Annotated in this window: 25 protein-coding genes and 1 CRISPR repeat array (1 of these 26 cut by a window edge); of the genes, 13 read left to right on the top strand and 12 right to left on the bottom strand. The window is 57.2% G+C overall.

Annotated elements, in window-relative coordinates; all coding sequences use genetic code 11:
* A CRISPR array of direct repeats spans window positions 1–228; the repeat unit is 28 nt; unit sequence GTTCACTGCCGTACAGGTAGCTTAGAAA (it extends 3,222 nt beyond the left edge of the window).
* A gap of 153 nt (window positions 229–381) precedes the next feature.
* Together METAL_RS21830 and METAL_RS07480 are read right to left on the bottom strand one after the other, a co-directional pair.
* Window positions 382–510, bottom strand: a complete 129-nt coding sequence (locus METAL_RS21830) for a hypothetical protein (protein ID WP_005371085.1) — start codon at window positions 508–510, stop codon at window positions 382–384.
* Window positions 511–905: 395 nt separating this feature from the next.
* The gene (locus METAL_RS07480) at window positions 906–1,997 is read right to left on the bottom strand and encodes a phosphotransferase (protein ID WP_005371087.1); all 1,092 of its coding nucleotides are present in this window, start codon (window positions 1,995–1,997) and stop codon (window positions 906–908) included.
* Between the two features lie 464 nt (window positions 1,998–2,461).
* On the opposite strand from METAL_RS07480, the gene lepA reads away from it, so the two are divergent.
* From lepA to METAL_RS07520, 8 genes are read left to right on the top strand one after another with little or no spacing between them, the layout of a single operon-like run.
* Window positions 2,462–4,261: a translation elongation factor 4 gene (lepA, locus tag METAL_RS07485; RefSeq protein WP_031431433.1), complete on the top strand. Its 1,800-nt coding sequence runs from the start codon at window positions 2,462–2,464 to the stop codon at window positions 4,259–4,261.
* Window positions 4,262–4,302: 41 nt separating this feature from the next.
* On the top strand, window positions 4,303–5,079 hold the full coding sequence (gene lepB, locus METAL_RS07490) for a signal peptidase I (protein WP_005371090.1): 777 nt from the start codon (window positions 4,303–4,305) through the stop codon (window positions 5,077–5,079).
* A gap of 42 nt (window positions 5,080–5,121) precedes the next feature.
* Complete coding sequence (locus METAL_RS07495) at window positions 5,122–5,508, top strand: DUF4845 domain-containing protein (protein ID WP_005371091.1); 387 nt, start codon at window positions 5,122–5,124, stop codon at window positions 5,506–5,508.
* A complete protein-coding gene (rnc, locus tag METAL_RS07500; RefSeq protein WP_005371092.1) occupies window positions 5,505–6,188 on the top strand; it encodes a ribonuclease III in 684 nt (227 codons plus the stop codon). The genes METAL_RS07495 and rnc overlap by 4 nt, the downstream gene beginning before the upstream one ends.
* A complete protein-coding gene (gene era / locus METAL_RS07505) occupies window positions 6,185–7,066 on the top strand; it encodes a GTPase Era (protein ID WP_005371093.1) in 882 nt (293 codons plus the stop codon). The genes rnc and era overlap by 4 nt, the downstream gene beginning before the upstream one ends.
* Entirely contained in the window at window positions 7,059–7,766 is a 708-nt protein-coding gene (recO, locus tag METAL_RS07510) for a DNA repair protein RecO (RefSeq protein WP_005371095.1), read from the top strand. Before era ends, recO begins: the two co-directional genes overlap by 8 nt.
* Window positions 7,767–7,769: 3 nt before the next feature.
* Window positions 7,770–8,516 carry a pyridoxine 5'-phosphate synthase gene (gene pdxJ, locus METAL_RS07515; RefSeq protein WP_005371097.1) on the top strand — a complete coding sequence of 249 codons (747 nt, stop codon included), beginning with the start codon at window positions 7,770–7,772 and terminating at the stop codon, window positions 8,514–8,516.
* A gap of 8 nt (window positions 8,517–8,524) precedes the next feature.
* Window positions 8,525–9,265 (top strand): PP2C family protein-serine/threonine phosphatase, encoded by a 741-nt coding sequence (locus METAL_RS07520; protein ID WP_005371099.1) that lies wholly within the window; start codon window positions 8,525–8,527, stop codon window positions 9,263–9,265.
* 330 nt (window positions 9,266–9,595) lie between these two features.
* Here METAL_RS07520 and METAL_RS07525 read toward each other — a convergent pair whose 3' ends face one another.
* From METAL_RS07525 to METAL_RS07545, 5 genes are all read right to left on the bottom strand, one after another.
* Entirely contained in the window at window positions 9,596–10,558 is a 963-nt protein-coding gene (locus METAL_RS07525; protein WP_005371101.1) for a sigma-54 interaction domain-containing protein, read from the bottom strand.
* A gap of 12 nt (window positions 10,559–10,570) precedes the next feature.
* Window positions 10,571–11,299 carry a sulfite exporter TauE/SafE family protein gene (locus METAL_RS07530; protein WP_005371103.1) on the bottom strand — a complete coding sequence of 243 codons (729 nt, stop codon included), beginning with the start codon at window positions 11,297–11,299 and terminating at the stop codon, window positions 10,571–10,573.
* Window positions 11,300–11,358: 59 nt separating this feature from the next.
* Window positions 11,359–12,084, bottom strand: a complete 726-nt coding sequence (gene pyrF, locus METAL_RS07535) for an orotidine-5'-phosphate decarboxylase (RefSeq protein WP_005371104.1) — start codon at window positions 12,082–12,084, stop codon at window positions 11,359–11,361.
* Between the two features lie 140 nt (window positions 12,085–12,224).
* The gene (locus tag METAL_RS07540; RefSeq protein WP_005371108.1) at window positions 12,225–12,752 is read right to left on the bottom strand and encodes a hypothetical protein; all 528 of its coding nucleotides are present in this window, start codon (window positions 12,750–12,752) and stop codon (window positions 12,225–12,227) included.
* Between the two features lie 287 nt (window positions 12,753–13,039).
* Window positions 13,040–13,222, bottom strand: a complete 183-nt coding sequence (locus tag METAL_RS07545; RefSeq protein ID WP_031431443.1) for a hypothetical protein — start codon at window positions 13,220–13,222, stop codon at window positions 13,040–13,042.
* A gap of 13 nt (window positions 13,223–13,235) precedes the next feature.
* Between METAL_RS07545 and trkA the strand changes: the two genes are divergently transcribed.
* Both trkA and METAL_RS07555 read left to right on the top strand, forming a co-directional pair.
* Complete coding sequence (gene trkA, locus METAL_RS07550) at window positions 13,236–14,612, top strand: Trk system potassium transporter TrkA (RefSeq protein WP_005371110.1); 1,377 nt, start codon at window positions 13,236–13,238, stop codon at window positions 14,610–14,612.
* A 135-nt stretch (window positions 14,613–14,747) separates the two neighbouring features.
* Window positions 14,748–16,199, top strand: a complete 1,452-nt coding sequence (locus tag METAL_RS07555; protein WP_031431444.1) for a TrkH family potassium uptake protein — start codon at window positions 14,748–14,750, stop codon at window positions 16,197–16,199.
* A 33-nt stretch (window positions 16,200–16,232) separates the two neighbouring features.
* Here the strand turns inward: METAL_RS07555 and xseA are convergent, their stop codons facing one another.
* Window positions 16,233–17,576: an exodeoxyribonuclease VII large subunit gene (gene xseA, locus METAL_RS07560; protein WP_005371114.1), complete on the bottom strand. Its 1,344-nt coding sequence runs from the start codon at window positions 17,574–17,576 to the stop codon at window positions 16,233–16,235.
* 91 nt (window positions 17,577–17,667) lie between these two features.
* Between xseA and METAL_RS07565 the strand changes: the two genes are divergently transcribed.
* On the top strand, window positions 17,668–18,045 hold the full coding sequence (locus METAL_RS07565) for a hypothetical protein (protein WP_005371116.1): 378 nt from the start codon (window positions 17,668–17,670) through the stop codon (window positions 18,043–18,045).
* A gap of 17 nt (window positions 18,046–18,062) precedes the next feature.
* Here the strand turns inward: METAL_RS07565 and METAL_RS07570 are convergent, their stop codons facing one another.
* The gene (locus METAL_RS07570) at window positions 18,063–20,012 is read right to left on the bottom strand and encodes a heavy metal translocating P-type ATPase (protein WP_005371118.1); all 1,950 of its coding nucleotides are present in this window, start codon (window positions 20,010–20,012) and stop codon (window positions 18,063–18,065) included.
* Window positions 20,013–20,206: 194 nt separating this feature from the next.
* On the opposite strand from METAL_RS07570, the gene METAL_RS07575 reads away from it, so the two are divergent.
* Window positions 20,207–20,674, top strand: a complete 468-nt coding sequence (locus METAL_RS07575) for a hypothetical protein (protein ID WP_005371120.1) — start codon at window positions 20,207–20,209, stop codon at window positions 20,672–20,674.
* A 50-nt stretch (window positions 20,675–20,724) separates the two neighbouring features.
* Here METAL_RS07575 and rpiA read toward each other — a convergent pair whose 3' ends face one another.
* From rpiA to thpR, 3 genes are read right to left on the bottom strand one after another with little or no spacing between them, the layout of a single operon-like run.
* Complete coding sequence (gene rpiA, locus METAL_RS07580; RefSeq protein ID WP_005371121.1) at window positions 20,725–21,399, bottom strand: ribose-5-phosphate isomerase RpiA; 675 nt, start codon at window positions 21,397–21,399, stop codon at window positions 20,725–20,727.
* Between the two features lie 31 nt (window positions 21,400–21,430).
* Complete coding sequence (locus METAL_RS07585; protein ID WP_005371122.1) at window positions 21,431–21,778, bottom strand: phenylpyruvate tautomerase MIF-related protein; 348 nt, start codon at window positions 21,776–21,778, stop codon at window positions 21,431–21,433.
* Between the two features lie 6 nt (window positions 21,779–21,784).
* Window positions 21,785–22,384, bottom strand: coding sequence for an RNA 2',3'-cyclic phosphodiesterase (thpR, locus tag METAL_RS07590; RefSeq protein WP_005371123.1), 600 nt, complete (start codon window positions 22,382–22,384; stop codon window positions 21,785–21,787).
* A 275-nt stretch (window positions 22,385–22,659) separates the two neighbouring features.
* On the opposite strand from thpR, the gene icd reads away from it, so the two are divergent.
* Window positions 22,660–23,970 (top strand): NADP-dependent isocitrate dehydrogenase, encoded by a 1,311-nt coding sequence (gene icd / locus METAL_RS07595; protein ID WP_005371124.1) that lies wholly within the window; start codon window positions 22,660–22,662, stop codon window positions 23,968–23,970.
* Window positions 23,971–24,033: the final 63 nt, after the last annotated feature.

Genomic DNA, 24,033 nt, shown 5'->3' on the forward strand with positions numbered 1-24,033 from the left:
GCCATGATGGCCCGGCCGCGTTCACTGCCGTACAGGTAGCTTAGAAAATACCATTGCCGGCAATGTGGCATCCGGAGATAGTTCACTGCCGTACAGGTAGCTTAGAAATCTTTGATGATCGCTTTTTTCCGGACGAATGCGTTCACTGCCGTACAGGTAGCTTAGAAATACAAGAATGCCCGGCTATTGCTGCAGCAGCAGTTCACTGCCGTACAGGTAGCTTAGAAATCGATGTCGAGAGCCTGTTTCAAGACGTGATCGTTCACTGCCGTACAGGCGGCTTAATTTCGTTTGCAGCCAGGCGTTTCAATCTGCGGACGAGAATCGCCGGTATGCGGTTGTGGATCGGCCACACATGGCTCTGACCTTAAAAGAAGGTCTCTACTCGCTGTTGTCGCTAGGCTTGTCTTCGTCGTCGGCTTGATTATCCAGCGAGCCCATCTTGGTAAAAAACACCAGAGATAAAATAACCGCCAGCGCCATTACAATCTCGAAAACCATTCTCAACATTGCCGCCACCTTTGAGTCAGGGATACTTCGGATTCTGATCCGGAATACAAAGGATTGCAAGATATCTTGGAGAGCGAGATAAACGCTGTTAGTGACGTCAAGCCCTATGAAGAATGGGCGCGAACGATTTTCCCGGCGTCAGGATGCCGAAAGCGACATGAATGGCTTGCGCATCAATTGGAAAATGCAATCCATCGCTAGTGGCAATGCCGTTAAGGAGGCTCTGATGAGTTGCAAAGCTAGCTTTGCAACTCATTAAACCGATTGACAAAGCGGGCTTTGTCACGCCATGAAGCGGCCCGATTCCGGCTTATCTTAACGGCATTGCCATCAAGGCGAGAAGCGATTGCGCTGTCTTCGGCTGACCTTCATGATGACCGGCAGCGTATCAAGACCTATGCCTCCGCTAGTGCCTCGAATCCGTCCAGGTCGCTGATGGCGCATGCGGCGCGCCGGATCATTTCGAGGTTGGCGTTTTCTTCCATCATGCCGCCGATCGCCAGGGTGGCGACCATCGCCTCGAAAGGGTAGGAAAGATGTGCGCGGTAGCGCTGCCAGAGTAGGTCCGGCGCAGTTTCGGCGGCCTTGTGCGCAGCCAGCGTCTGCCGGTATAAATCCAGCAGCGGACGCTCGTGCGCTTGCCGCAGTTCGGGCTCCAGCGCCGTCGCTAGAAAATAGGCAATATCGGCGACGCCTTCGCCGATCCGGACCAGTTGCCAGTCGAGGAATCCCGGTTGCGAGTCGCTCCAGAAAAAGTTGCCGGGATGGCAGTCGCGATGGATCAGCGTTTGGGTGCCGCCGTTCAGGAACTGCATGATCCGCCGGCGGTGGCGCGCGTAATGGAGCGCGGCCCGGTGCAAACGGGCGGGTACGGCTCCTGCGGCTTTTTCCAGACCCAACTGCATCAATGGCACTGCCATCAACGTGCCCAGCGTGTCTTCCAGACGGCGGATAGGGCCGCCCAGCCAGCGGTAGTTCCGATCGTGGTGAATGCCCCAAAAGGCGGCATGAAAGCGGGCCAGCTGCTCGACGACGGCGGCGGCCTGAGGCAGCGTCAAGGCTTCGCCGGCCCGGCCGGGCAGAGCCCCGCTTTCGGCGATGTCGGACAATACCAGCGTGGCCCCTTTGCCGAATCGGCTCTGCGCGGCCAAGAGCGCGGGTCTGGCCAGCGGAACCGCATGGGCGATGTCGCGGTAAAACCGGGTTTCGACGTGCAAAAGCCGGGGCAGGGCGGTGATCAGCCGGGCCCGCCAGGCCAGCGAGGGAATTTTGACAAACCAGCGGCGAGGCAGCGATTCCGGACCGTCGTGGTCGACCGCCAGGCGTACGCGGGTCGTCGTGCCGACATCGGCGGAAATGAGTTCGATGTTTTTGACGCGGGTTTCAAGGCAGTGGCGTTTGACAATCCGTTGCGCCCAGGTAACCGTAAAGTCGTGAAGGCGGTTCACCATGATGTCTGAATGATGATCGGCAATGGCGTATTGCATGAGGTCTTGGGGCTTTATGGGTTTTGGAATCGTTATTTTTCAATAGGAAAAGGCCTAAATCCCGTACCGCCGGATCGTTCCGCGGGAAGGGCATCGGCTGGCTTTTACATTATTGTAAGTAGGAATTAAGCAAAAGCAAAGCGGCGGTTGCGCCACGGCTACCGCATTCCCGGGTTGGCGCGTAAATATGTTTTTATTTTAATATCAATAGCTTGTGTATATTTTGACTGGCTGGCCCTTTTCCGGTTTTCCGGAATGCCTTTGCGGAACAATAAGGCCGGCCCATCCTCAAAATGTTTCACCCGATGAGTGGCCGCGCTGTGAAAGTCGGGTCATACACGGCTTGGTTCTGTTATAATGCAAGGTTTATTCGGGCGCGGTTCGGCACGCTCCAAAGTCATTGGACGATCATTCCTGATTTATCCCGCCTTCCGTTCAGTTTCATTGACAGATTAGAAAACGCAGTGGATTTAAAACATATCAGAAATTTCTCGATCATCGCGCACATCGATCACGGCAAGTCGACGCTGGCGGACCGTTTCATTCAGATCTGCGGCGGGCTCAGCGATCGGGAAATGTCCGCGCAGGTGCTCGACTCGATGGACATCGAAAGGGAACGCGGGATCACGATCAAGGCGCAGAGCGTCACGCTGGACTACAAGGCGAAGGACGGCGAAACTTACCAGCTGAATTTCATCGATACGCCGGGCCATGTCGATTTCTCCTACGAGGTTTCGCGTTCGCTGGCCGCCTGCGAGGGTGCGCTGCTGGTCGTGGACGCGGCGCAGGGCGTCGAGGCCCAGAGCGTGGCCAATTGCTATACCGCGATCGAGCAGGGTCTGGAAGTGATGCCGGTCCTGAACAAGATCGACCTGCCTTCGGCCGAGCCGGAGCGGGTCATCGCCGAGATCGAGGATGTGATCGGGATTCCGGCCGACGACGCCTTGAAGATCAGCGCGAAGACCGGGCTTGGCGTGCAGGATGTGCTGGAGCAACTGGTCACCAAAATCCCGCCGCCCACCGGCAATGCCGAAGGGCCGCTGCAGGCTTTGATCATCGATTCCTGGTTCGACAGCTACCTTGGCGTGGTATCGCTGGTTCGTATCGTGCACGGCAGCATCCGCCGCAAACAGAAGATTACGATCATGTCGACCGGCAAGTCGTTTCTGGTCGAAAAGGTCGGCGTATTCACGCCGAAGCGGCTGGAAAAGGAACTCCTCGATACCGGCGAGGTCGGTTTCGTGGTGGCCGGTATCAAGGACATTTTCGGCGCGCCGGTCGGCGATACGATCACCTGGACCGACAATCCGGCCGCCGAGCAGTTGACCGGCTTCCAGAAGGTGCAGCCGCGCGTGTTTGCGGGGCTCTATCCGGTCAGCTCGGACGACTACGAGGAACTGCGCGAAGCGTTGAAAAAGCTGAATCTGAACGATGCGGCGCTGCAGTTCGAGCCGGAAACCTCGCAGGCGCTCGGTTTCGGTTTCCGCTGCGGTTTTTTGGGCATGCTGCACATGGAAATCGTGCAGGAGCGGCTCGAACGCGAATACGACGTCGATCTGATCACGACCGCGCCGACCGTGGTCTATGAAGTCGTGACGCACGGCGGCGAAGTCGTGATGGTCGACAACCCGGCCAAATTGCCCGAAGCGGGTTTGATCGAAGAAATCCGCGAGCCGATCATCCGCGCCAATATTTTCGTGCCGCAGGACTACCTGGGCAGCGTCATCAATCTGTGCATCGAAAAACGCGGCGTGCAGAAAGACATGCAGTTCGTGGGCAGGCAGGTATCGATCCATTACGAAATGCCGCTCAGCGAGGTGGTGCTCGATTTCTTCGACCGGCTCAAATCGGTCAGCCGCGGCTTCGCCTCGTTCGATTACGAATTTCTGCGCTTCCAGGAAGCGCCCCTGGTCAAGCTCGACGTGCTGATCAACGGCGACAAGGTCGATGCGCTATCGGTGATCGTGCACCGCGACCAAAGCCAGAGCCGCGGCCGCGACTTGGTCGAAAAAATGAAAGATCTGATTCCGAAGCAGATGTACGAAGTTGCGATCCAGGCCGCGATCGGCGCGAAGATCATCGCTCGTTCGACGGTCAAGGCAATGCGCAAGAACGTGACCGCGAAATGCTACGGCGGTGACATCACCCGCAAGAAAAAACTGCTCGAAAAGCAAAAGGCCGGCAAGAAACGGATGAAGCAGGTCGGTAATATCGAAATACCCCAGGAGGCTTTCCTGGCGGTCCTGCAACTGAACAAGGAATGAGCGGTCCCACCATTTTTTAATCATTACTCGACTGGATAGCGATGGACTACGATTTTTCGTTTTTTCTGCTCGTGGCGACGGTGGTCACGGGCGTCATCTGGGGCGGCTACGCCGCCTATTTAAAGAGCAAAGGCCAACCTTACGATGCGGAAAACGAACCCTGGCTGGTCGAATATGCGCATTCCTTTTTCCCGGTCGTGCTGATCGTGTTTCTGCTGCGTTCCTTCATTGCCGAACCGTTCCGGATTCCGTCCGCTTCGATGATGCCGACCTTGCTGATCGGCGATTTCATTCTGGTGAACAAGTTCACGTACGGGATTCGCCTGCCGGTGATCAATAAAAAAGTGGTCGATTTGAACGAACCCCAGCGCGGCGATATCGTGGTGTTCCGCTTTCCGAAAGACCCGACGGTCGATTACATCAAGCGCGTGATCGGTTTGCCGGGAGACAGGATCGGCTATTTCAACAAAACGCTTTTCGTGAACGATATGCCGGTGGCCCAGAAACCTATCGGCACTTATGAAGGCTTTGGGCAGGGTCAGGATATGAGTGGAGCGGTCGAGCTGAACGAGGATTTGACCGGCGTCGAGCATAAAATCCTGGTCCGCCAGGAAGCTCCCTCCGTGGAAGGGGTATTCGTGGTGCCGCCGGGCCATTATTTTGTGATGGGAGACAACCGCGACAACAGCAACGACAGCCGTTACTGGGGCATGGTGCCCGAGCAGAATCTGGTCGGCAAGGCGTTTTTCATCTGGATGAGCTGGGATTGGCAGCATAAAGGCGTCGGTTTCGACCGCATTGGCACGGCGTTAAAATAAACTAGACTTAATGGATTCGTTCATTATCGATCCGGAGCCGTCATGCAAACATTGCCGAAACATCAGCGGGGGCTTACGTTTATTTCGTTGTGCGTTCTGCTCTTTATTTTCGGGTTTTTCGTCTTTCTGATTTTGAAGATCGGGCCGATTTATCTGAATCACAACAAGGTCGCCGGCGTCCTGTCCGCGTTGAAGAAAGACCCCGCATTTCCTAACATGAGCGAATCGGAAATCCGGCGCAGCCTCAGTAACCGTTTCAATATCGGTTATGTCGACTTCATTGATTCGGGGGACATTAAGATCAGCAAAAGCAGCAACTCTGTGAAGGTCGAGATCGAATATGAGGTCGTCGAGCCGATGGCCTACAATCTCAGCGTATTGGTCGAATTTCACGATATGATAGAAGCTGGCGGGGACCGCGGCGTGTGATCAGGGAACCGAAGATTTTATCCCGTAACCTGGGATTGACATTCAATAATCCCGAACTCTTTTCGACCGCGCTGACCCACCGCAGCGCCGGTGCGAAAAATAACGAACGCCTGGAATTTTTGGGCGACTCGATTCTGGGGTTCGTCATTGCGGAGATTTTGTACGAGAAATTTTCCGAGGCGCCCGAAGGCGTGCTGAGCCGGCTCCGGGCCAATCTAGTCAATCAGGCTTCGCTGGCCGAGCTGGCGCGCGCACACCGCTTCGGCGATTATCTACTGCTGGGATCCGGCGAGTTGAAAAGCGGCGGCTTCCGGCGCGAGTCGATTCTGTCCGATGCGCTGGAAGCGGTGATCGGCGCCTTGTTCCTCGACCAGGGCATCGAAGCCTGCAAGCAATGGATCAGACATTTGTTTCAGGAAAAACTGCAGGCCCTGACGCTGGACAATTGGCAGAAAGATCCGAAGACGCAACTGCAGGAACTGATGCAGTCCAAAAGAGTGGAACTACCCGAATATACGCTGCTGACCATGTCCGGTTTGCCGCATCAGCAAACTTTTAAGGTCAAATGCACGATTCCGTTGCTCAAGGATGCCAGTATCGGTACCGGAGTGTCGAGAAAACGGGCGGAACAGGCGGCAGCCGAAAAAATGCTGCAATTGCTGGAGAATAAAGGTCAATGAAATGCGGTTTCGCAGCCCTGATCGGGCGCCCGAATGTCGGCAAGTCGACATTGATGAATCATCTGCTGAAACAAAAGATCAGCATCACCTCGCGCAAGCCGCAAACGACCCGGCACCGGATCGTCGGGATCAATACGACCGAGGCCGGACAGGTCGTTTATCTCGACACGCCCGGCATGCACCAAAGCGACAAGCGTGCCTTGAACCGCTATCTGAACCGGGCCGCCGATACCGCTCTGCTCGGTGTCGACGTGGTGGTCTGGCTGATCGACGGCCTGTCTTTTCATGAGTATGACGAGGTAATTTTCAAAAAACTCGAGCTGGCAGGTTTGCCGGTCATTTTGGCCGTTAACAAGGTCGACCGGATCAAGGACAAGGAACAGATTCTGGCGTTTTTCGCCGAGGCGCAGCATCGTTTTCCGTTCAAGCATCTGGTGCCGATTTCGGCACTTAAAAACACCCATCTCGACGCGCTCGAAAAAGCGATCTTCGAATTGCTGCCCGAAGGCGGGCTGATCTATCCCGAAGACCAGATTACCGACCGTCCCGAGCGCTTTTTGTGCGCCGAAATCATCCGCGAAAAACTGACGCGCCGGCTCGGCGACGAGTTGCCGTACACGTTGACCGTCGAAATCGAGCTGTTTCAGGAACAGCCCGGCATCACCAAGATTTATGCGGTGATCTGGGTCGAACGATCGGCGCAGAAAACGATCGTGATCGGCAAGGATGGCGAGATGCTGAAAAAAGTCGGCACCGATGCACGGTTGGATATCGAAAAGCTGCTCGATCGGAAGGTCTATCTGCAACTGTGGGTGAAGGTCAAAAAGGGCTGGTCCGACAACGAGCGCGCCTTGCAGGGCCTCGGCTTTAATGACTGAAAACCGGGTCTTCCTGCAACCTGCCTATATCCTCCAGCAGCGGGACTACCGCGAATCCAGCCTGATCGTCGAAGCGTTTACCCAGGATTTCGGACGTCTTTCGCTGCTGGCGAAAGGCGTCCGGAAGGCCAGATCGAAATCGCAGGGCCTCTTGCAACCCTTCATCCCGTTGCGGCTGAGCTATCTCGGCAAGGCGGAATTAAAGACCCTGACCGATGCCGAACTGGCGGAGCCGTTTCGGCCGTTGACCGGGTTGGCGTTGTACTGCGGTTTCTACCTGAACGAATTGATCGAAGTTTTTTTGCACAAGGACGATCCGCACCCCGAACTGTTTGCCGATTATTGCCAATGTCTGGCTGATTTGCGGCAGGGCGGCCCGCTCGAAGCGGTGCTGCGAAACTTCGAACTCAATTTGATCGAGAAATCCGGCTACGGATTGCAGCTTGCGTATGACATGCAGCACGGTAAGCCGGTGGAACTGTCGAAAAAATACCACCTCGGCGCCGAACTGAGTCCGGTCGAAGCTGCTGAGGGCATTTATACCGGAAAAAGCTTGCTGGCGATTCAGGCTCGGAATTTCAGCGATCCGGATGTGCTGGCGGAGGCGAAAGCTTTGCTGAGGCATGTATTGGATCAGTTGCTGCACGGAAAACCGCTGAACAGCCGCAAGGTTCTCAACGAAATCATCAAACGTTTGTAATTCATGGACAGCAGAGAAATTTTATTAGGCGTCAATATCGATCATGTGGCTACCGTCCGGCAGGCGCGCGGCACCGTGTATCCGGAGCCCGTTCAGGCGGCCCTGGCGGGCGAGCAGGCCGGTGCGGACAGCATCACCGCGCATCTGCGCGAAGATCGCCGGCACATTCAGGATCGCGACCTGTTTTTACTGAAGGAAATGATCCAGACCCGGCTGAATATGGAGATGGCGGTGACCGAAGAAATGGTCGGCATCGCGGAAAAGCTCAAGCCGGCCGCCTGCTGCCTGGTGCCGGAAAAACGGGAGGAATTGACGACCGAAGGCGGATTGGACGTGGCCGGCAATTTGCTTCACATCGCCTCGGTCTGTGCCAGGCTGGTGGCCGTCGGAGTGGAGGTATCCCTGTTCATCGATCCGGAAGCGGCGCAGATCGAAGCCGCGGTCAAGGCCGGTGCGCCGGTTGTCGAACTGCATACCGGCCGCTATGCGGAAGCGCCGACTCCGGCCGCCCGCGCCCTGGAGCTGGAACGCATTCGGACAGCCGCGCGCCTGGCTGACCGCGCCGGCTTGCAGGTCAACGCAGGACATGGGCTGAATTACCATAATGTCCAGGCTATCTGCCGGATTCCCGAAATCGTCGAATTGAACATCGGGCACTCGATCGTTGCTCGGGCATTGTTCAGCGGCTTTGCTCAGGCGGTCGGGGATTTGAAACGGTTGATGGTGCAAAGCCGGTTATCCGGCCGTTAAAGCATCGTATGAAGCTGGTCCATCACCAATTGACTTCGCCGGGCGACCGGGAGATCAACCAGGACTGCATGGCTTACCGGATCGGCCGCGACTTTGCCGTGTTTGTCGTCGCCGATGGTCTGGGCGGACATTATGCCGGGGAAAAAGCGTCGCGTTTCTTTTGCCACGGACTGATCAAGAATACCCAAGCCTTTGCGGACTTGATGCGCGGGAAACCGGCGGCCACGATGTCGCTGTGGACGGATGCGGCGGTCGAAGAAATGCGGCAGTTGTCGGCGCATGATCCGGAGGCTCTGCAGGCGCACACCACCTGCGCGATTCTTTATCTCGACAAAACGTGCGTGTTAACCGCGCATTGCGGCGATTCGAGGGTGTACCGGCTGAATCCGCAGGGGGTCGTCTGGCGGACGCGGGATCATTCGGTTCTGCAGGGCCTCCTGGAAGAAGGCAAAATCACCGAAGCCGAAATGGGCGGCCATCCGGAGCAGAATTGCCTGTTGCGCAGCATCAACGTCGCGAAGGGGCATGAAGTCGAAATCAATGTCTATCCGGCTCCGCAGGCGGGAGAAACCTTTGTTCTCTGCAGCGACGGATTTTGGGAAAATGTGAAAGCTCAGGAACTGGTTCAGCTGGCGCAACCCCAAACCGAACTGGATGACTTGGGAAAAATAGCCAGACTCTCGCTGTTGCGCGCAAGCGGCAAGAGCGACAATATTACCGTGCAGTGGGTCCGCTGTCTGGCGACGTGAAGGACGCGAAGGCGATTGCTGGTTCCGTTTGCTGAGAATTTGGTCGATCATTACTTCCCCGCCGAGTGCTCGCTTATCGTTAGCCCATCTTCTTGCCTAGCTTGAGCTGTCAGCCGCTGCTGTAGGGTGCGCTGTGCGTACCATTGGAGTGAAAAGGTACGCACAGCGTACCCTACATGCAAAATAAGAGGAGGGGGAAGGACGTATTTGCCCCGTTGTCGCCGCCCGAGGTCGCGCAATGTGGATGAACGATCGGGCAGCCCTGTCTTAAGCCGGTTTGCGGATGGTTTATTTTAATAATGGGACGGAGGGCTTTCCCCCGGTACATTTCTACTGCGCGGCGAAGCCGTGCTTGCGCATCCGGTAAAGCAGTGTATCCCGGGAAAGACCCAGCAATCGTGCCGACTGGCTGCGGTTGCCATGAGTCCGATTCAGGGCCTGATAGATCAGGTCGGCTTCCAGTGTGTCCAATTGCACGCCGCCTTCGGGAAGCTTGAAGCCGGTTTCGAGATTGCGTTCTTCATCCACGCCGCGGGTAAATTCAAACGGCAGGTTCTCGGGTTCGATGGTTCTGCCCGCCAGCAAAATGCACAGCCGTTCGCACAAATTGCGCAATTCCCGGATGTTGCCCGGCCACGGATAAGCCTTCAGGATTTTGAGCGAATGCCGGCTGAATTTGGGGGCATCGATTGAATGCGTTTTCGAGAATACATTCAGGAAGTGGTTGATCAGCGGCCCGATATCTTCGGATCGCTGGGCCAGGGAGGGCAGTTCCAGCGGCACCACATTCAGCCGGAAATACAAGTCTTGCCGGAATTCGCCGGCGGCGATTTGCTGGACGAGGTCGCTGTTGGTCGCGGCGATCACGCGCACGTTGACTTTATAGGGCTTCGTGTCGCCGACCGCGAGGCATTCGCCCGAATCCAGAAAGCGCAGCAGCTTTGCCTGGATCGAAATCGGCAACGAGTTGATTTCGTCCAGAAACAGGGTGCCGCCGTCGGCGGCCTGGAACAGGCCCTGCTGGTTCGCAATCGCGCCGGTGAAAGCGCCTTTCCTGTGGCCGAACAACTCGGATTCGATCAGGGTCTCGGGCAGTGCGGCGCAGTTCAGCGTAATGAACGGCTTGCGCGCGCGCGGACTGGCTTTTTGCAGGGCATTCGCCAATACTTCCTTGCCGGTGCCGGTTTCGCCCTTGATCAAGATTGTGACATCGGTCATGGCGGCGATGCCGGCGCTGCGCAACAACGATTCCAATGCGGGGGATTGACCAATGATCGAGCTAAAAGGGTTCATAAGTGGATCCTCTCAATGAATTGCGGAATGCGCCGTGTAAGCCATCGGATTCAGCCACGGCAGGGCGGCGAACAAAGCGAGCGCAATCATGATCAGGCCTGCAGCCTGCTTGAAATAGCGCCATCTGGATAACCGCACCAATGATCCTGTCATTATACCGATACCCATTACAGCCGGTAAAGTGCCGAGTCCGAAAAAAAACATCGTCAGCATGCTGTGCGGAATACTGCCGGCAGTGGCGGCCAAGGCCAGCGCCGCATAGACCAGGCCGCACGGCAACCAGCCCCAGACTATCCCGAACAGGAAGGCGTGCCAGCGGTTCTTGACCGGGATCAGTTTGCGTCCGTAAGGTTCGATCAGCTTCCACAACCGCAGGCCGGCTTTTTCGACATAGGCGAAACGCGGAAACCAGCCGGCAATATAAAGGCCGGAACCGGTCATGATCACCGCGGAAACGATTTGCAGCAGCCGGTAGCCCTGTATGCGCCCGACCGAATGCAAAATCAGCAGATCGATCATGCCGGCCAGGGCGCCGGCCAGTGCATAGCTCAGGATGCGCCCGGCATTGTAGTTGAAGACGTAGGGAAGCAGCGAGGATTTTCTGGCGCGGATTTCGGCGCTCAAGCTGAGCGTCAGCGTGCCGATAATCGATCCGCACATCCCGATGCAATGGACGCTGCTGAACAGCCCCATCAAAAACGCGACCGGATAGGATGTCGAAAAGGCGGGGTCAAGTACCATCGTTTCCCCGCATTAACGCACGGTCGGGCAAAGCATTTGCGAGCAACAGAAACACCGGCTCAACGGAATTGATCGCGAATCTGTCCCTGAATTTTTTCGGCCATCGCTTTCGGATCGGCGGCGTCGCGTATCGGCCGGCCCACCACGATATAATCGGCGCCGTTCCGGAAGGCGGTTTCGACGGTCGCCACCCGTTTTTGATCGTCTTCTTCGCGGTTATCGACCGGCCGTATTCCCGGCGTGACGACCAAGAGGCGCTGGCCCAGCTCCTCGCGCAGCATCGGCGCTTCGAGCCCGGACGAAACGACGCCGTCGCAGCCGTGCTGCAAGGCGCGCCGGGCGCGCGAAAGCACCAGTTCGCGCACGTCGCACTGGAAACCGAGGTCGTTCAGGTCGCCCCGGTCCAGGCTGGTCAAGGCGGTGACCGCCAAAACCTTCAGCGGGCCCTTATCCTTGGCGGCCGCTTCCATGATCGCGTCGTTGCCGTGAATGGTCGCGAAATCGACGCCTTTGCTGCTCAACGCCTTGATCGCACGTCCGACCGTTGCGGGTACGTCGAAAAATTTCAGATCGACGAAGACTTTCTTATTGCGCTGTTTCAGCCATTCGATGAAGCCGAAATAATCGCCCGACATGAACAATTCCATCCCCACCTTGTAAAACACGACGCTGTCGCCGAGCCTTTCGACCAGGGCGCGTGCTTGTTCGAAGCCGGGCACATCCAGGGCCATGATCAGGCGTTCTTCGTTCGGGATGGGCTTTGTGGAAAGAAAGGAATCGTTCATCGGGCAGGGCAATCGGATTGAGTAGAATAAAAAACCGGAAAATTCGCCATATCATACCATGCCCTCGAATAGAGTGAGATGTACGGGATGACTCACCGGCCGGCAAAAGCGCAAACGGTGCAGCGAGGGTGTTTCGGCTCTTACTTGACCAGATTCCATTTTCCGGTTGTTGGATCGAGGCAAGCCGTCCGCTTTTCGCGGATATTTTTGCCGTCCGGCAATATGACGGTTTCTTCGAGATTCTGGCATTTCTGCTGGGTTTGCGGGTTCAAGCTGAGCTGGCCGATCGGATTGATCGCAACTTGACTTCCGGTTTGCGGGTTCAGCCATTGCTGCGACTGGCCGATATTGCCCGTTTGCAATAATCCGCCCAATTGTTGGAGGCGGAAGTTCTGGTCGACAGGCGCGAGCTGCGAGCCGATTTGTCCGTTGAGAACGCTGCCGGCCATGCCCTGAATAATGGCCGCGATGACTGTCCCCGAAATCGAGCCGAGCCCTGTCTGTGCACCGGTATTCGGATAGCCGCCGTACGAATATCCTTGATTGGGATAACCGGAGGTCGGGTAGCCCTGCGCAGGATAGCTGCCGGGGACTCCCCCCAGGCATCCCGTGATCAAAGCGGCAGAGGCGAGTGAGGTAATTTGTCCGAATCGATAAAGTTTATTCATAGTTAATTAAAGAAATTGTTGTGAAAAAATTGGCTGGGGATGATATTCGAAAAGCCTTTCCCGGTCCACTACGGACGACCCATATCATCGCAGTTTATTTTCATGGGCGAAAGCCGGCCTCAATCGTTTGAACGGCGCATATCGATCGGGCGTTATTATCTGGCTTCAAACTTAATGCTTCCTGAACCGCAGGATTGCTGGAGCCGTTAACGAGAATGGCTCCCCATGAGCTGGCCAGCCGTCTGGCTACCCCATGAAATCCGCACGGGTTACAGAAATTAACGGCTTTAATGATGTGTTTTATCGCAGCGCACATTCGGCCGTGTTTCAACAGGCGATTGATTCGTATCGGTAAATCTGCCGGCTACCGCAGCGGCGCTTTGCATGCCGTCGAGGTAGGCGGATAATTTTAATGAAATATTCAGCACGATATTTATAATATCGCGCCAAATTTGATTTGATTGGTTCATTAATAAGTCGATTATGAAAATCCTCATTCTCGGAGCGGGCGTAACCGGCTCGTCGGTCGCCGAGGCTTTGGCAAGCGAAGAAAACGATATCATGGTGATCGACTTCAAGCCCGAGCTCCTGGACGCCTTGAAGCAGCGCTTCGATATCGCGACGGTGAGCGGCAATGCGGCGCATCCGAGCGTACTCGAACAGGCCGGCGTGCATAATACCGACATGGTGATCGCGGTGACCGACAGCGACGAAACCAACATGCTGGCCTGCCTGATTATCAACGCGCTGTACAGTCGCCCGAAAACGATCGCCCGGGTGCGTGCGATCGATTACATGAAGAACCCGAATTTATTCAGCCCGGCCGGCATTCCGATCGACATCGTGATCAGCCCCGAGCAGATCGTGATGGAGTCGATCCGCAATTTGATCGAGTTTCCCGGCGTGCTGCACATTTCCGATTTCGCGGGAGGGCTGGTACGGCTGTTTTCGGTCAAAGTGGTGCCGAACGGCTTTCTGACCGGTAAAAAGATTCGTTCGTTCAAAGAGCATTTATCCGATGCCAAAATCCGGATTGTCGCGATCTTCCGGGACGGCAAGCCCCTGGTCGTGAACGGCGACGCGACGATCGAAACCGGCGACGAGATTTTCCTGGTCGCTCCGCGCGAGCAGGTCCGGCAGGTCCTGAAATCGTTGCGTAAACTGGAAGCGCCGTTGAAGCGGATCATCATTGCCGGCGGAGGGCATGTCGGCAAGCGGCTGGCGCTGGCGCTGCAGAACGACCATCAGGTCAAGATCATCGAACTCAATCCGAAACGCGCGAACAAGATCGCCAACGAGCTCGAAAAAACGGTCGTACTGAACGGCGATTGCGCCGACGAAGCTTTATTGATCGACGAATCGATCGGCAGTACCGACCTGTTTTGCGCGATTACTGAAAACGACGGAGTCAATATCATCTCGGCGTCGCTGGCGAAAAGCCTGGGTGCGCGCAAGACGATCTGCCTGCTCAATCATAAGTCCTATACGAAGCTGCTGGCCGATACCGATATCGACGTCGCGGTGCTGCCGAACCAGGAAACGCTGGGCAGCATTTTGAAGCACGTGCGCCGAGGCGACGTGGTGCAGGTGCGTTCATTGTGCGGCGGCAGCGCCGAAGCGATCGAGGCGATCGCGCATTACAGCGGCGACAGCGATCCGAACTCGGTAGTCGGACGGCGCGTGGACAGTATTCATTTTCCGTCCGGCATCGTGATGGGCGCCCTGATACGGAACGGCGAAGTCATTCCGATCCATCACGACGTGATCTTCGAGGAAGGCGATCATGTGGTGATGTTCGCGATGGACAAAAAACTGGTCAGCAATATCGAAAAAATCTTTCAGCCGTTGCATAAGGTCTGATAACGCCGAAGCCATGGACGATTTTCGCGAGCTTTCGCTCGCGCCTACCCCTTTTGAAACTCTCCCTCCGGTTCTTCTCGATTTTTCGATGGGTTTAGAGGAATGGCCGAGGCTTCATACCGCACGGACAACCCCATGATTTTGACGATTTTCCATATTTTCGGTCTGGTCACAATGGGCTTCAGCGGCCTGATGGCGACCAGCCTGATGACGTCCTATTTTGCCGATGACGGCGCGACGCAGGCTTTTTTCCGGGGCACGGGCATTACTTTGCTGTCCGGTGCGGCGCTGTTTTTTCCGACGCTGCGCGTTCCCAAGAAAGTATCGCGGCAGACCGGGTTTTTACTGGTCGCGATTACCTGGTCCGCAACGCCCGTATTCTGTACCTTGCCGCTTCTGTATTATTTTCCCGGCATGAGTTTCATCGACGCCTATTTCGAAGTCGTCTCCGCCCTCACGACAACCGGTTCGAGCGTGATGAGCGGGCTCGATCAATTGCCGGTATCGATCAATCTTTGGCGCCATGAACTGAGCTGGATCGCGGGCCTGGGCATCATTATCTTCGCCGTCGCGATTTTACCGATATTGGGTATCGGCGGGATGCAGCTGTATATCGCCGAAACGCCGGGATCGGTCAAGGAATCGGATCTGCCCCCGCGCATTGCGCAGACCGCGAAAGCCTTGTGGATGGTGTATGCGGGAATTTCGGTCGTCTGCATCATCGCGTTGAAACTGGCCGGAATGAACTGGTTCGATGCGATTTGCCATGCCTTTTCCGCCATGAGTCTGGGCGGCATGTCCACGCATGATCAGAGCGTCGGTTATTTCAACTCGTTGCCGATCGAGATCGTGCTGACCGTGTTTCAGTTGATCGCGGCAGTCAACTTTGCGACTCATTTCATTGCGATACGGAAACTTTCGCTCAAGCCCTATGCGGTCGATATGGAGGCGCGGAGTTTCCTGGTGCTGATGCTCGGAAGTTGCGTCATGACGGCGACGATATTGTGGCAGGAAGGCAGTTATCCCGATTTTTGGATCGCTTTTCGCCATGCGACCTTTAATCTGGTCACGATTGCGACGACTTGCGGTTTCGCGACGCAGGATTTCAATCAGTGGCCGATTTTCGTGCCGATGTGGATGTTGTTTCTGAGCTGTATCTCGGCTTCCTCCGGTTCAACCGGCGGCGGCATCCGGATGATCCGGACGATCATTCTGTTGAAGCAGGCGCGCCTCGAATTGTTCAAATTCATTCATCCGCATGCGATACGGCCTTTAAAAATCGGCGAGCAGATCATCAAGAATTCGATCGTGACTTCGGTGACCGGCTTTATTTTCCTGTATTTCATGTGCATCGTGATCCTGGTGTTCACACTGCTGTTCAGCGGGATGGACTTCATCAGCGCCCTGTCCGCGGTGATTTCCAGTATCAACAACGCCGGTCCCGGCTTGAATCAGGTCGGGCCGGCTACCACTTATGCCAGTCTGACCGATTTCCAGACCGCGGTATGCACTTTTGCGATGCTGCTCGGACGGGTGCAGATTTTTTCGATCATCATTCTATTCTTGCCCGAATTCTGGAAAAAATAACCGCGGCTGCGGATTTTGCCGCCAGCGGCTGGCTCAGCGATCGACGATTTCACTGACAAATTGACCGTCCGCCACCCGGATTCGGATTCTGTCGCCAACCGCGAGCTGCCGCGCCGAACGCACGAGGCTGCCGCTTTCCGCCTCCGTTACCAGCGCATAGCCCCGATTCAAGGTCGCGAGCGGGCTGACCGCGTGCAAGGTCTGGCGGGTGTTCGCCAGTTTGAGCCGGTTTTGTTCCAGTTTGTTTTGCATCGCGAGCTGCAGGCGCTGTACCAGATATTGTTGCCGCTGCTGCTGGCTGCGTATCCGCGCGGCCGGGTTGAAACGCCATAATTTGGCGTTTGCGGCGGCAAGCTGATGAAGATGCTGTTGCTGCTTGCGTTGCATTCCTTGCGTCAGGCGCAGCGCCAGTTCGTCCAGCCGCTGCGCGTTGCGTCTGAGCTTTTGTCCGGGATGTTGCTGTTTCAGGCGTTTATCGAGCCATGCCAGGCGTTGGTGCGCGCCTGTCAGTTTGCGCTGCAGCAATTGTTCGAGGCGTTTTTCCGATTGCACGAAACCGTTGAGCCACTGCTGCCGGTCCGGCGTGGCATGTTCGGCGGCGGCGGTCGGGGTGGCGGCGCGCAGGTCCGCCGCGAAGTCGGCGATCGTCACATCCGTTTCGTGGCCGATTCCGGAAATGACCGGAATCGAACTCGCGGCAATTGCGCGCGCGACGATTTCTTCATTGAAGGCCTGCAGGTCTTCGAGCGATCCGCCGCCGCGCGCGACGATCAGCACCTCGCAGTCCGCGCGCCGGTTGGCGGTATCGATTGCCGCCGCCACTTCGAGTTTGGCATTGGCCCCTTGGACCGAGGCCGGATAAACGATCACCGGAATGGCCGGGAAGCGCCGTCTTAATACGCTGAGAATATCACGCAATGCGGCGCCGGTCGGCGAGGTGACGATGCCGATGGCCCGCGGCAGGGATGGCAGCGGTTTTTTGCGGGACGGATCGAACAGGCCTTCGGCGGACAGTTTCCAGCGCAAGGCTTCGAAAGCCCGCCGTAGGGCGCCGTCGCCCGCCGCTTCCAGCCGCTCGATGATCAATTGGTAATCGCCGCGCGGCTCGTACAGGCTGACCTCGGCCCTGACGATGACCTGCATCCCGTTGGCAGGTTTGCAGCGCAGTCCGCGCTGCTGATTCTTGAACAGCGCGCACCGCACCTGCGCGCCCGCATCTTTCAGCGAGAAATACAAGTGGCCTGACGAAGGCGCGCTGAGATTGGAGATTTCGCCTTCGACCCAGACCATCAAAAAATGTTCGCCGAGCGCAAGCGCGGCTTCGCGGTTCAGTTCCGAGACGGTATAAATTCGGGGTTGTAGGGTGATTGCGCTCATGGCGCGGCATTCTATCATTTTTAAAATCGTTCAGTTCGGATTCAACTTGCCGAGGTTAATCTGTCGCCGTCATCAACAAAGGAGACAGATCATGAAAAAGACAAAAATTTTGGGCGTGTTGTGCGGCTTGTTCCTGATCGGCACCGCAGAGGCGCATTCCCAGGATTATCATGGCGGGGCGGATTTTTACGGCCAGAGGGGAAGCGGCAGAATCAACGCCGACCAGTGGCAGCAGCGCCAGCGCATCAAAAGCGGGTTGGCAAGAGGACAGTTGACGCCTCGCGAATATCAGCAGTTGGCGCGTCAGCAGCAGCATATCGAGCGAGTCGAACAGCGCTTCAAACGGGACGGCCGTCTGGACTGGCGGGAGAGACAGATCCTGAAGGCAAAGCTCACGCGGGCTTCGGAAGACATTCGCGACCTCAAGCAGAACGGCGGCTATTACGGGGGCAATCGTTTTTATCGCTAAACGTTTGCGTAATAGGTTCAGAAATCCGACAGCGATTTCGGCGGCAGCGCGGCGCGCAGCGCATTCAGAATCGCGATCACATCGATCAATTCCTGCGCCAGAGCCCCGGCGACCGGGCTCAGATAGCCCATCCCGGCGGCTCCCATTCCGACCGTGCTTAATACCATGCCGCCGATCGCGCTTTGCAGGGCGATCCGGCGCATCCTTTTGCCGATATGGAACAGTTCGTCCACTTTCAAGAGCGAACTGTCCATGATGACCGCATCGGCCGCTTCGCCGGTAATGTCGCTGTTCTGCCCGAACGCAATCCCGATCGTCGCGGCGGTCAAGGCCGGCGCATCATTGATTCCGTCGCCGAGAAACACCGTTTTGGCATTCTCCGTTTCGGCCCTGACCAGCGCCAGTTTCTGTTCCGGGCTTTGGCCGGAATATACATGATCGATCCCGACCCGCTCGGCCAGATAACGGACTTCGGATTCCCGGTCGCCCGAAACCAGCATCACCCTGTCGAACAAATGGCTCGGCTGAAGATGATTGATGAACGAGGAACTGTCCGCGCGGACTTCGTCGCGGAATTGCAGCGTTGCAGCATACCGCCCGTCGACCAGCACGATGCATTCCAGGCCGCCCGATATTTCCGGCAAACGCGCGAGCGCATCGGGAGAACGGGCGATAAACGATTTGCGGCTGGTGATCGCCACTTTTTTGCCCGAGACCAGGCCGGAAATGCCTTGACCCGGCCGCTCGGTGATTTGCTCGACCGGCCGCAGAGGGAGCGCCGTTTTCTCTGCCGCTTTCAGAATCGCGCCCGACAAGGGATGTTTCGAATAGCGTTCGAGGCTTGCCGCCAGCGCCAGGACTTCGCGCTCGTCGAAGGCGGGATCGGTCTCGATCGCGACCAGGGACGGACGGCCGTAGGTCAAGGTGCCGGTCTTATCGAAAATGGCGGTTCGGCACAGGCCCAGATTTTCCAGAACCGCCGGGTTCTTGATGATGATTTCGCGCTTAGCGGCCAGCGAGATCGAACTGATGAGGGTTACCGGAATCCCGATCAGCAAAGGGCAGGGGGTTGCGACCACCAGCACGGCCAGAAAGCGGGCCACGTCGCCGCTGAAATACCAGGCCGCCGCCGCAATCGCGAGCGCGAGCGGCGCGTACGAGGCGCCGAGCCGGTCGCCGAGCCGCCGGATTTTGGGACGAGAGTTTTCCGACGCGCGCATCACTTCCATGATCTTCGCATAGCGCGAGTCCGCCGCCAGTTTATCGGCGCGTACCGTTAGCGCGGCGTCGCCGTTGATCGCGCCGGACAAAACCGGAGAACCCGCGGTTTTTGACATCAAGTACGGTTCGCCGGTCAGATAGGACTCGTCCATCGTACTCGTGCCTTCGAGCACGGTGCCGTCCACCGGGCAGATTTCATGCGGCAGGATCACCAGTGTATCGCCGACCTGGATTTTTTCGACCGCGACATCGGCCAGCGCCTCGCCGGTTTTCCTATGCGCGATCGACGGCATTCGCTTCGCCAGCGCTTCGAGTACCGAAGAGGCTTTGCGCAACGCATAGGTTTCGAGCACCGCCCCGCCCGACAGCATCAGCACGACCAGACTGCCGGCCAGCCACTCGTCCAGCCACACGGAGGTGACGATCGATGTGCCGGCCAACAGATCGGCGCCCAGATCGCCGTGCAGCATTTTCGCCAGCAGGCGGTAAAGCAACGGGACACCGCCCAGAACGAGTACAGAGATTAAGGGGAACTGCATTAGCGCAATGGCGGCGTCGAAACCGTAACGGAAGACAGGTTCAGGCTCGGGACCGAACGAAGCCGAAAGTGATAGTCGATAGGTTTGGCCGCCGGCAGCGGATGCATAGCGGAGCCACAGGTGAGTGCCGATGCCGGCCAGACTTAACAAAGCTATTCCTTGTTCGGAACCGAACGGGGATGATTTTGCATGCGAGAACTTCGACATCGGGATTTCGAAAATCTGTCCTTAAGAACGAGTGAGTGGGCGTCTTGAAGATATTGCTTATCCGATAACCGGCGAATATTGGTTATAATTTCGGCCGTTTTTTATAAACGATAAACAAGCGGCGTTGTGGTCTGCTTTCTCCGATGCCGCAACAAATCGATAATTACAATAAATTCCTGATTAGGTAGAGTATCATGCGTCAATTTTTCCTGGGTTCATTGCTGGCTGCGGCGGCGTTCGCGGCGTTTCCGGTTCATGCGGAGGTGTTAGGCAAAGACGGTTTGCCGGCGCCGGTCGTCGATCAATTGTATAAAAAGCATCCGAATGCGGCGGACATCAGTGTGCTGCCCAAAAAGCACTTCAATCAAGAACTGTATCAGATTCATTTCAAGGACGGTGAAGAATCGCTGATCGAATATTATCGAAAGAACGGCCATTTCTTCGTCAGCGCGCCGGTCATCGACCCCTCCGGCTTGTTGCCGCCCGGAACCCTGGAGAATCTGAAGGCCGAATTCCCGAACCACGAAATCGAGGAAGCGATTCAAATTGCGAATCCGAACGGGGCGGGAGAGGAATTCGATTTTACCCTCGATGTCTCCGGTACCCGGTGGGCGGTCTCGGTGGGCGGCGACGGCAAAATCATCGAAAAAGAGCGTTTCTGATCGAAGCGCTTCGTTCCCGCGCAGGCGCGCGGGAACGGGATCGCCCTATTTCAAGCCCATTGCTCTTCCACCTGCCCATCCTGGGCGCAAAACACCGCGCTGGCCAGACGGCTGAAAATGCCGTGTTCGACGACTCCCGGAATCCCATTCAGCACCGCATCCAGCTTGCGGCTGTCGAACGCTTCAGGAAAAACCGTATCCAGCACCAGGCTGCCGTGCGAGGTTACTACCAGCCCGTCCTGGTTTGGCGTCTGCCGCAGTTCGGCCTTGCCGCCGACTGCGGTGAGGCTTTCCCTCACCAGCCGCCAGGCGAACGGAATCACTTCGACCGGGATCGGATAACGTTCGCCGATCCGGCCGACGCGCTTGCCCGGATCGATCAACACCCAGAATTCCCGGCTCGCGCCGGCCAGGAGTTTCTCGCGGATCAGATCGTAACCCCGGCCTTTCAATAAGATCATATCCTGCGTAACTTCGTCGGCGCCGTCGACATACACGTCGAGGCCGGACAACTGTTCGATCGGGATCTGCGGCAGCCCGAGTTCGCGCGCCTTGATCGCGCTGACCATGGAACTGGCGATCGTCTTGATGTTCAATCCCTCCTGATGCCGCTTCGCGAGCGCTTCGATGAAGCAATTCGCGGTCGAGCCGGTGCCGAGACCGACGATCATACCGTCTTCGATTTTCTGCGCCGCATGCTGCGCGACCAATGCTTTGTCGTTCATGGTGGGTTTTCTCCGGTGAAGTGCTTTCCCGTCAGCCGAACGTCGAACCGTTCCAGCCCCAGAATTCGGCCGGGCAATTGCCGAATTCGATATAGATCCGGTTCGCAGGAATCGCCAGGGCCGTTTCGAGCTGCCGGCTCAAGGCAGCGGACAGCGATTTCGCCTGACGGGCCGAAAGGCCGATGCTTTTGCATTCGAGATAGGCCAAGGGTTCGGCGCTGCCCGCGAACAGCATCGCCTTGCCGGTGTTCAGTTCGACCAGCACATAGCGTTCGGGCTTGCCGGTTTCGGCGGCGACCAACTGCGACAATTGGCTCAGCAGTTCGGGGGATTTGGCGTTGTCGACGTCGACATTCGTGTTCAGTTTCAGATAGGGCATGGCGTTTTAGGGGCGGTGGGTGGAGGCGTTATCGCCGATTATAATGCCGCCGTCCGGATTTGTTAATCCGGGACGGGGTTCGGTTTCCGCTCCGGCTTTTGTCGGTGTTTGCCAGGTTTTCAGCACCCGGTAGACGACGCCTTCCGGTGTCGAGCGGGATTCGACCAGGCAGAAAGCGCCGGACTGCCAGACGATCGGTTCGAAGGCCAGCGGAGGCAGTGCTTTGGCCTTTCTGAGCAACGTCACGTGCGCCTGATAAGGCCGGTCGTCCGTACGGATTTCCAGCGCGGCGGCGATCCGGTTCAATGCATCGACCAGCGAGGTTGCTGCGGTATCTTCCGGTTTGCCGGTCAGGCAAATGATTTGGGGCCTGCGCCAGTAATCCAGCGCGTCGAAACGGATTGAAATCTTCGCGAAGTCCACCGTTCCGGCCGCCTCAATGAGCTTCGCTTCGACCGTTTCGTCGACACTGCCGATGAAAACCAGCGTCACATGCAGGTTATCCGCTTGCACCGGCCGGCCGGCGGTTTTCAGCGCGGCGGAGACCGCCGCGCATCTTGCGCGGATTTCAGGGACGGGCCAGAGGGCAAAAAACAAGCGTTTCAATGGCGTGATCTCCCGCCTTTTTTCCGAGGTGTGTGCACTGTGAAATCCCTTATCGACTGTCGACAACTTTTTTGCGAGTCCATTTCGCGGTCCTTCTTTCGGGACGAATCCGCCGCCTCTGCCGAAGCTTCGAAAGGAGCCGGTACGAAGATACCTCAACGGCTAAGACAAAGCCAATCGCTTTTTGTTATGATGCCGCCAAAGCGATTCCAATACGCCGCAGATCCCGTTTGATGCGGCGGTCCCGTCAGCCCACGATTGCAAAGGAGACGCCTATGACAGGTCCCACGCTGATTCCGCCCCCCGGCGGCGTTCCGATTACCATGCAGAACGGCAGGCTGGCCGTTCCGGACAATCCGATCATCCCTTACATCGAAGGCGACGGCACCGGGCCCGACATCTGGCGCGCGACCGTGCGCGTGCTGGATGCGGCGGTCGCGAACGCATACGGCGGCCGGCGCAAAATCCATTGGCTCGAAATCTTTGCCGGCGAAAAAGCCTTCCGCGAGTTCGGCACTTGGCTGCCGGATGCGACCGTCGAGGCCTGCCGCGATTACCGGGTGTCGATCAAAGGGCCGCTGACCACGCCGGTCGGCGGCGGCATCCGTTCGCTGAATGTGGCGCTCCGGCAATTGCTCGACCTGTACGTCTGCCTGCGCCCGGTCCGCTGGTTCAAAGGCGTGCCGTCGCCGGTCAGAAAGCCCGAGTCGGTCGACATGGTGATCTTCCGGGAAAACACCGAAGACATTTATGCGGGGCTGGAATTCGAGCAGGGCAGCGAAGAGAACCGGCGTTTTCTGGCTTTGCTGCAAGAGCATTTCCCGAAGCATTATGCGAAAATCCGTTTTCCCGACACCTCGGGCATCGGCATCAAGCCGGTTTCGCAGGAAGGCACCGAGCGCCTGGTGCGGGCCGCGATCTCTTATGCGCTGATGAATCAGCGTAAAAGCGTCACGATCGTGCACAAAGGCAATATCATGAAGTTTACCGAAGGCGCGTTCCGGAACTGGGCTTATGCGCTGGCCGAGCGGGAATATCCCGAGCAGACTTATACCTGGTTGCAGTGGGAAAAAACCAGGGCGGCTCAGGGCGAAGCGGCCGCGAATAAGGAGCAGGCCGACGCATTGGCAGCGGGCCGGCTGCTGATCAAGGACGCGATCGCGGACATTACGCTGCAGCAGGTGTTGACCCGGCCGGACGACTTCGACGTGATCGCCACGCTGAATCTGAACGGCGATTACCTTTCCGACGCGCTGGCCGCGCAGGTCGGCGGGATCGGCATCGCGCCGGGCGGCAATATCAACTATCAGAACGGTGCCGCGGTGTTCGAGGCGACTCACGGCACCGCGCCGAAGTATGCGAATCAGGACAAGGTCAATCCGGGATCGCTGATTCTGTCCGGCGAAATGATGCTGCGTTATCTGGGCTGGACCGAAGCGGCCGACGCGGTGATTCGGGCGATGGACGCCGCGATCGCGGGCAAAAAGGTCACCTACGATTTCGCCCGGCTGATGGAGGGCGCGACCGAGGTCAAATGCAGCGAATTTGCGGATGTGATGATTGCTCGTTTAAAAGAGCGATCGTAAAAGATGCAGCCTTTTGCAGCGCTGTAAAAGGCTATCCTATTTCACCTTAACGAGGTTCTTTAT

This window comes from Methylomicrobium album BG8 (assembly GCF_000214275.2).
In the GTDB taxonomy this organism is placed as follows: domain Bacteria; phylum Pseudomonadota; class Gammaproteobacteria; order Methylococcales; family Methylomonadaceae; genus Methylomicrobium; species Methylomicrobium agile.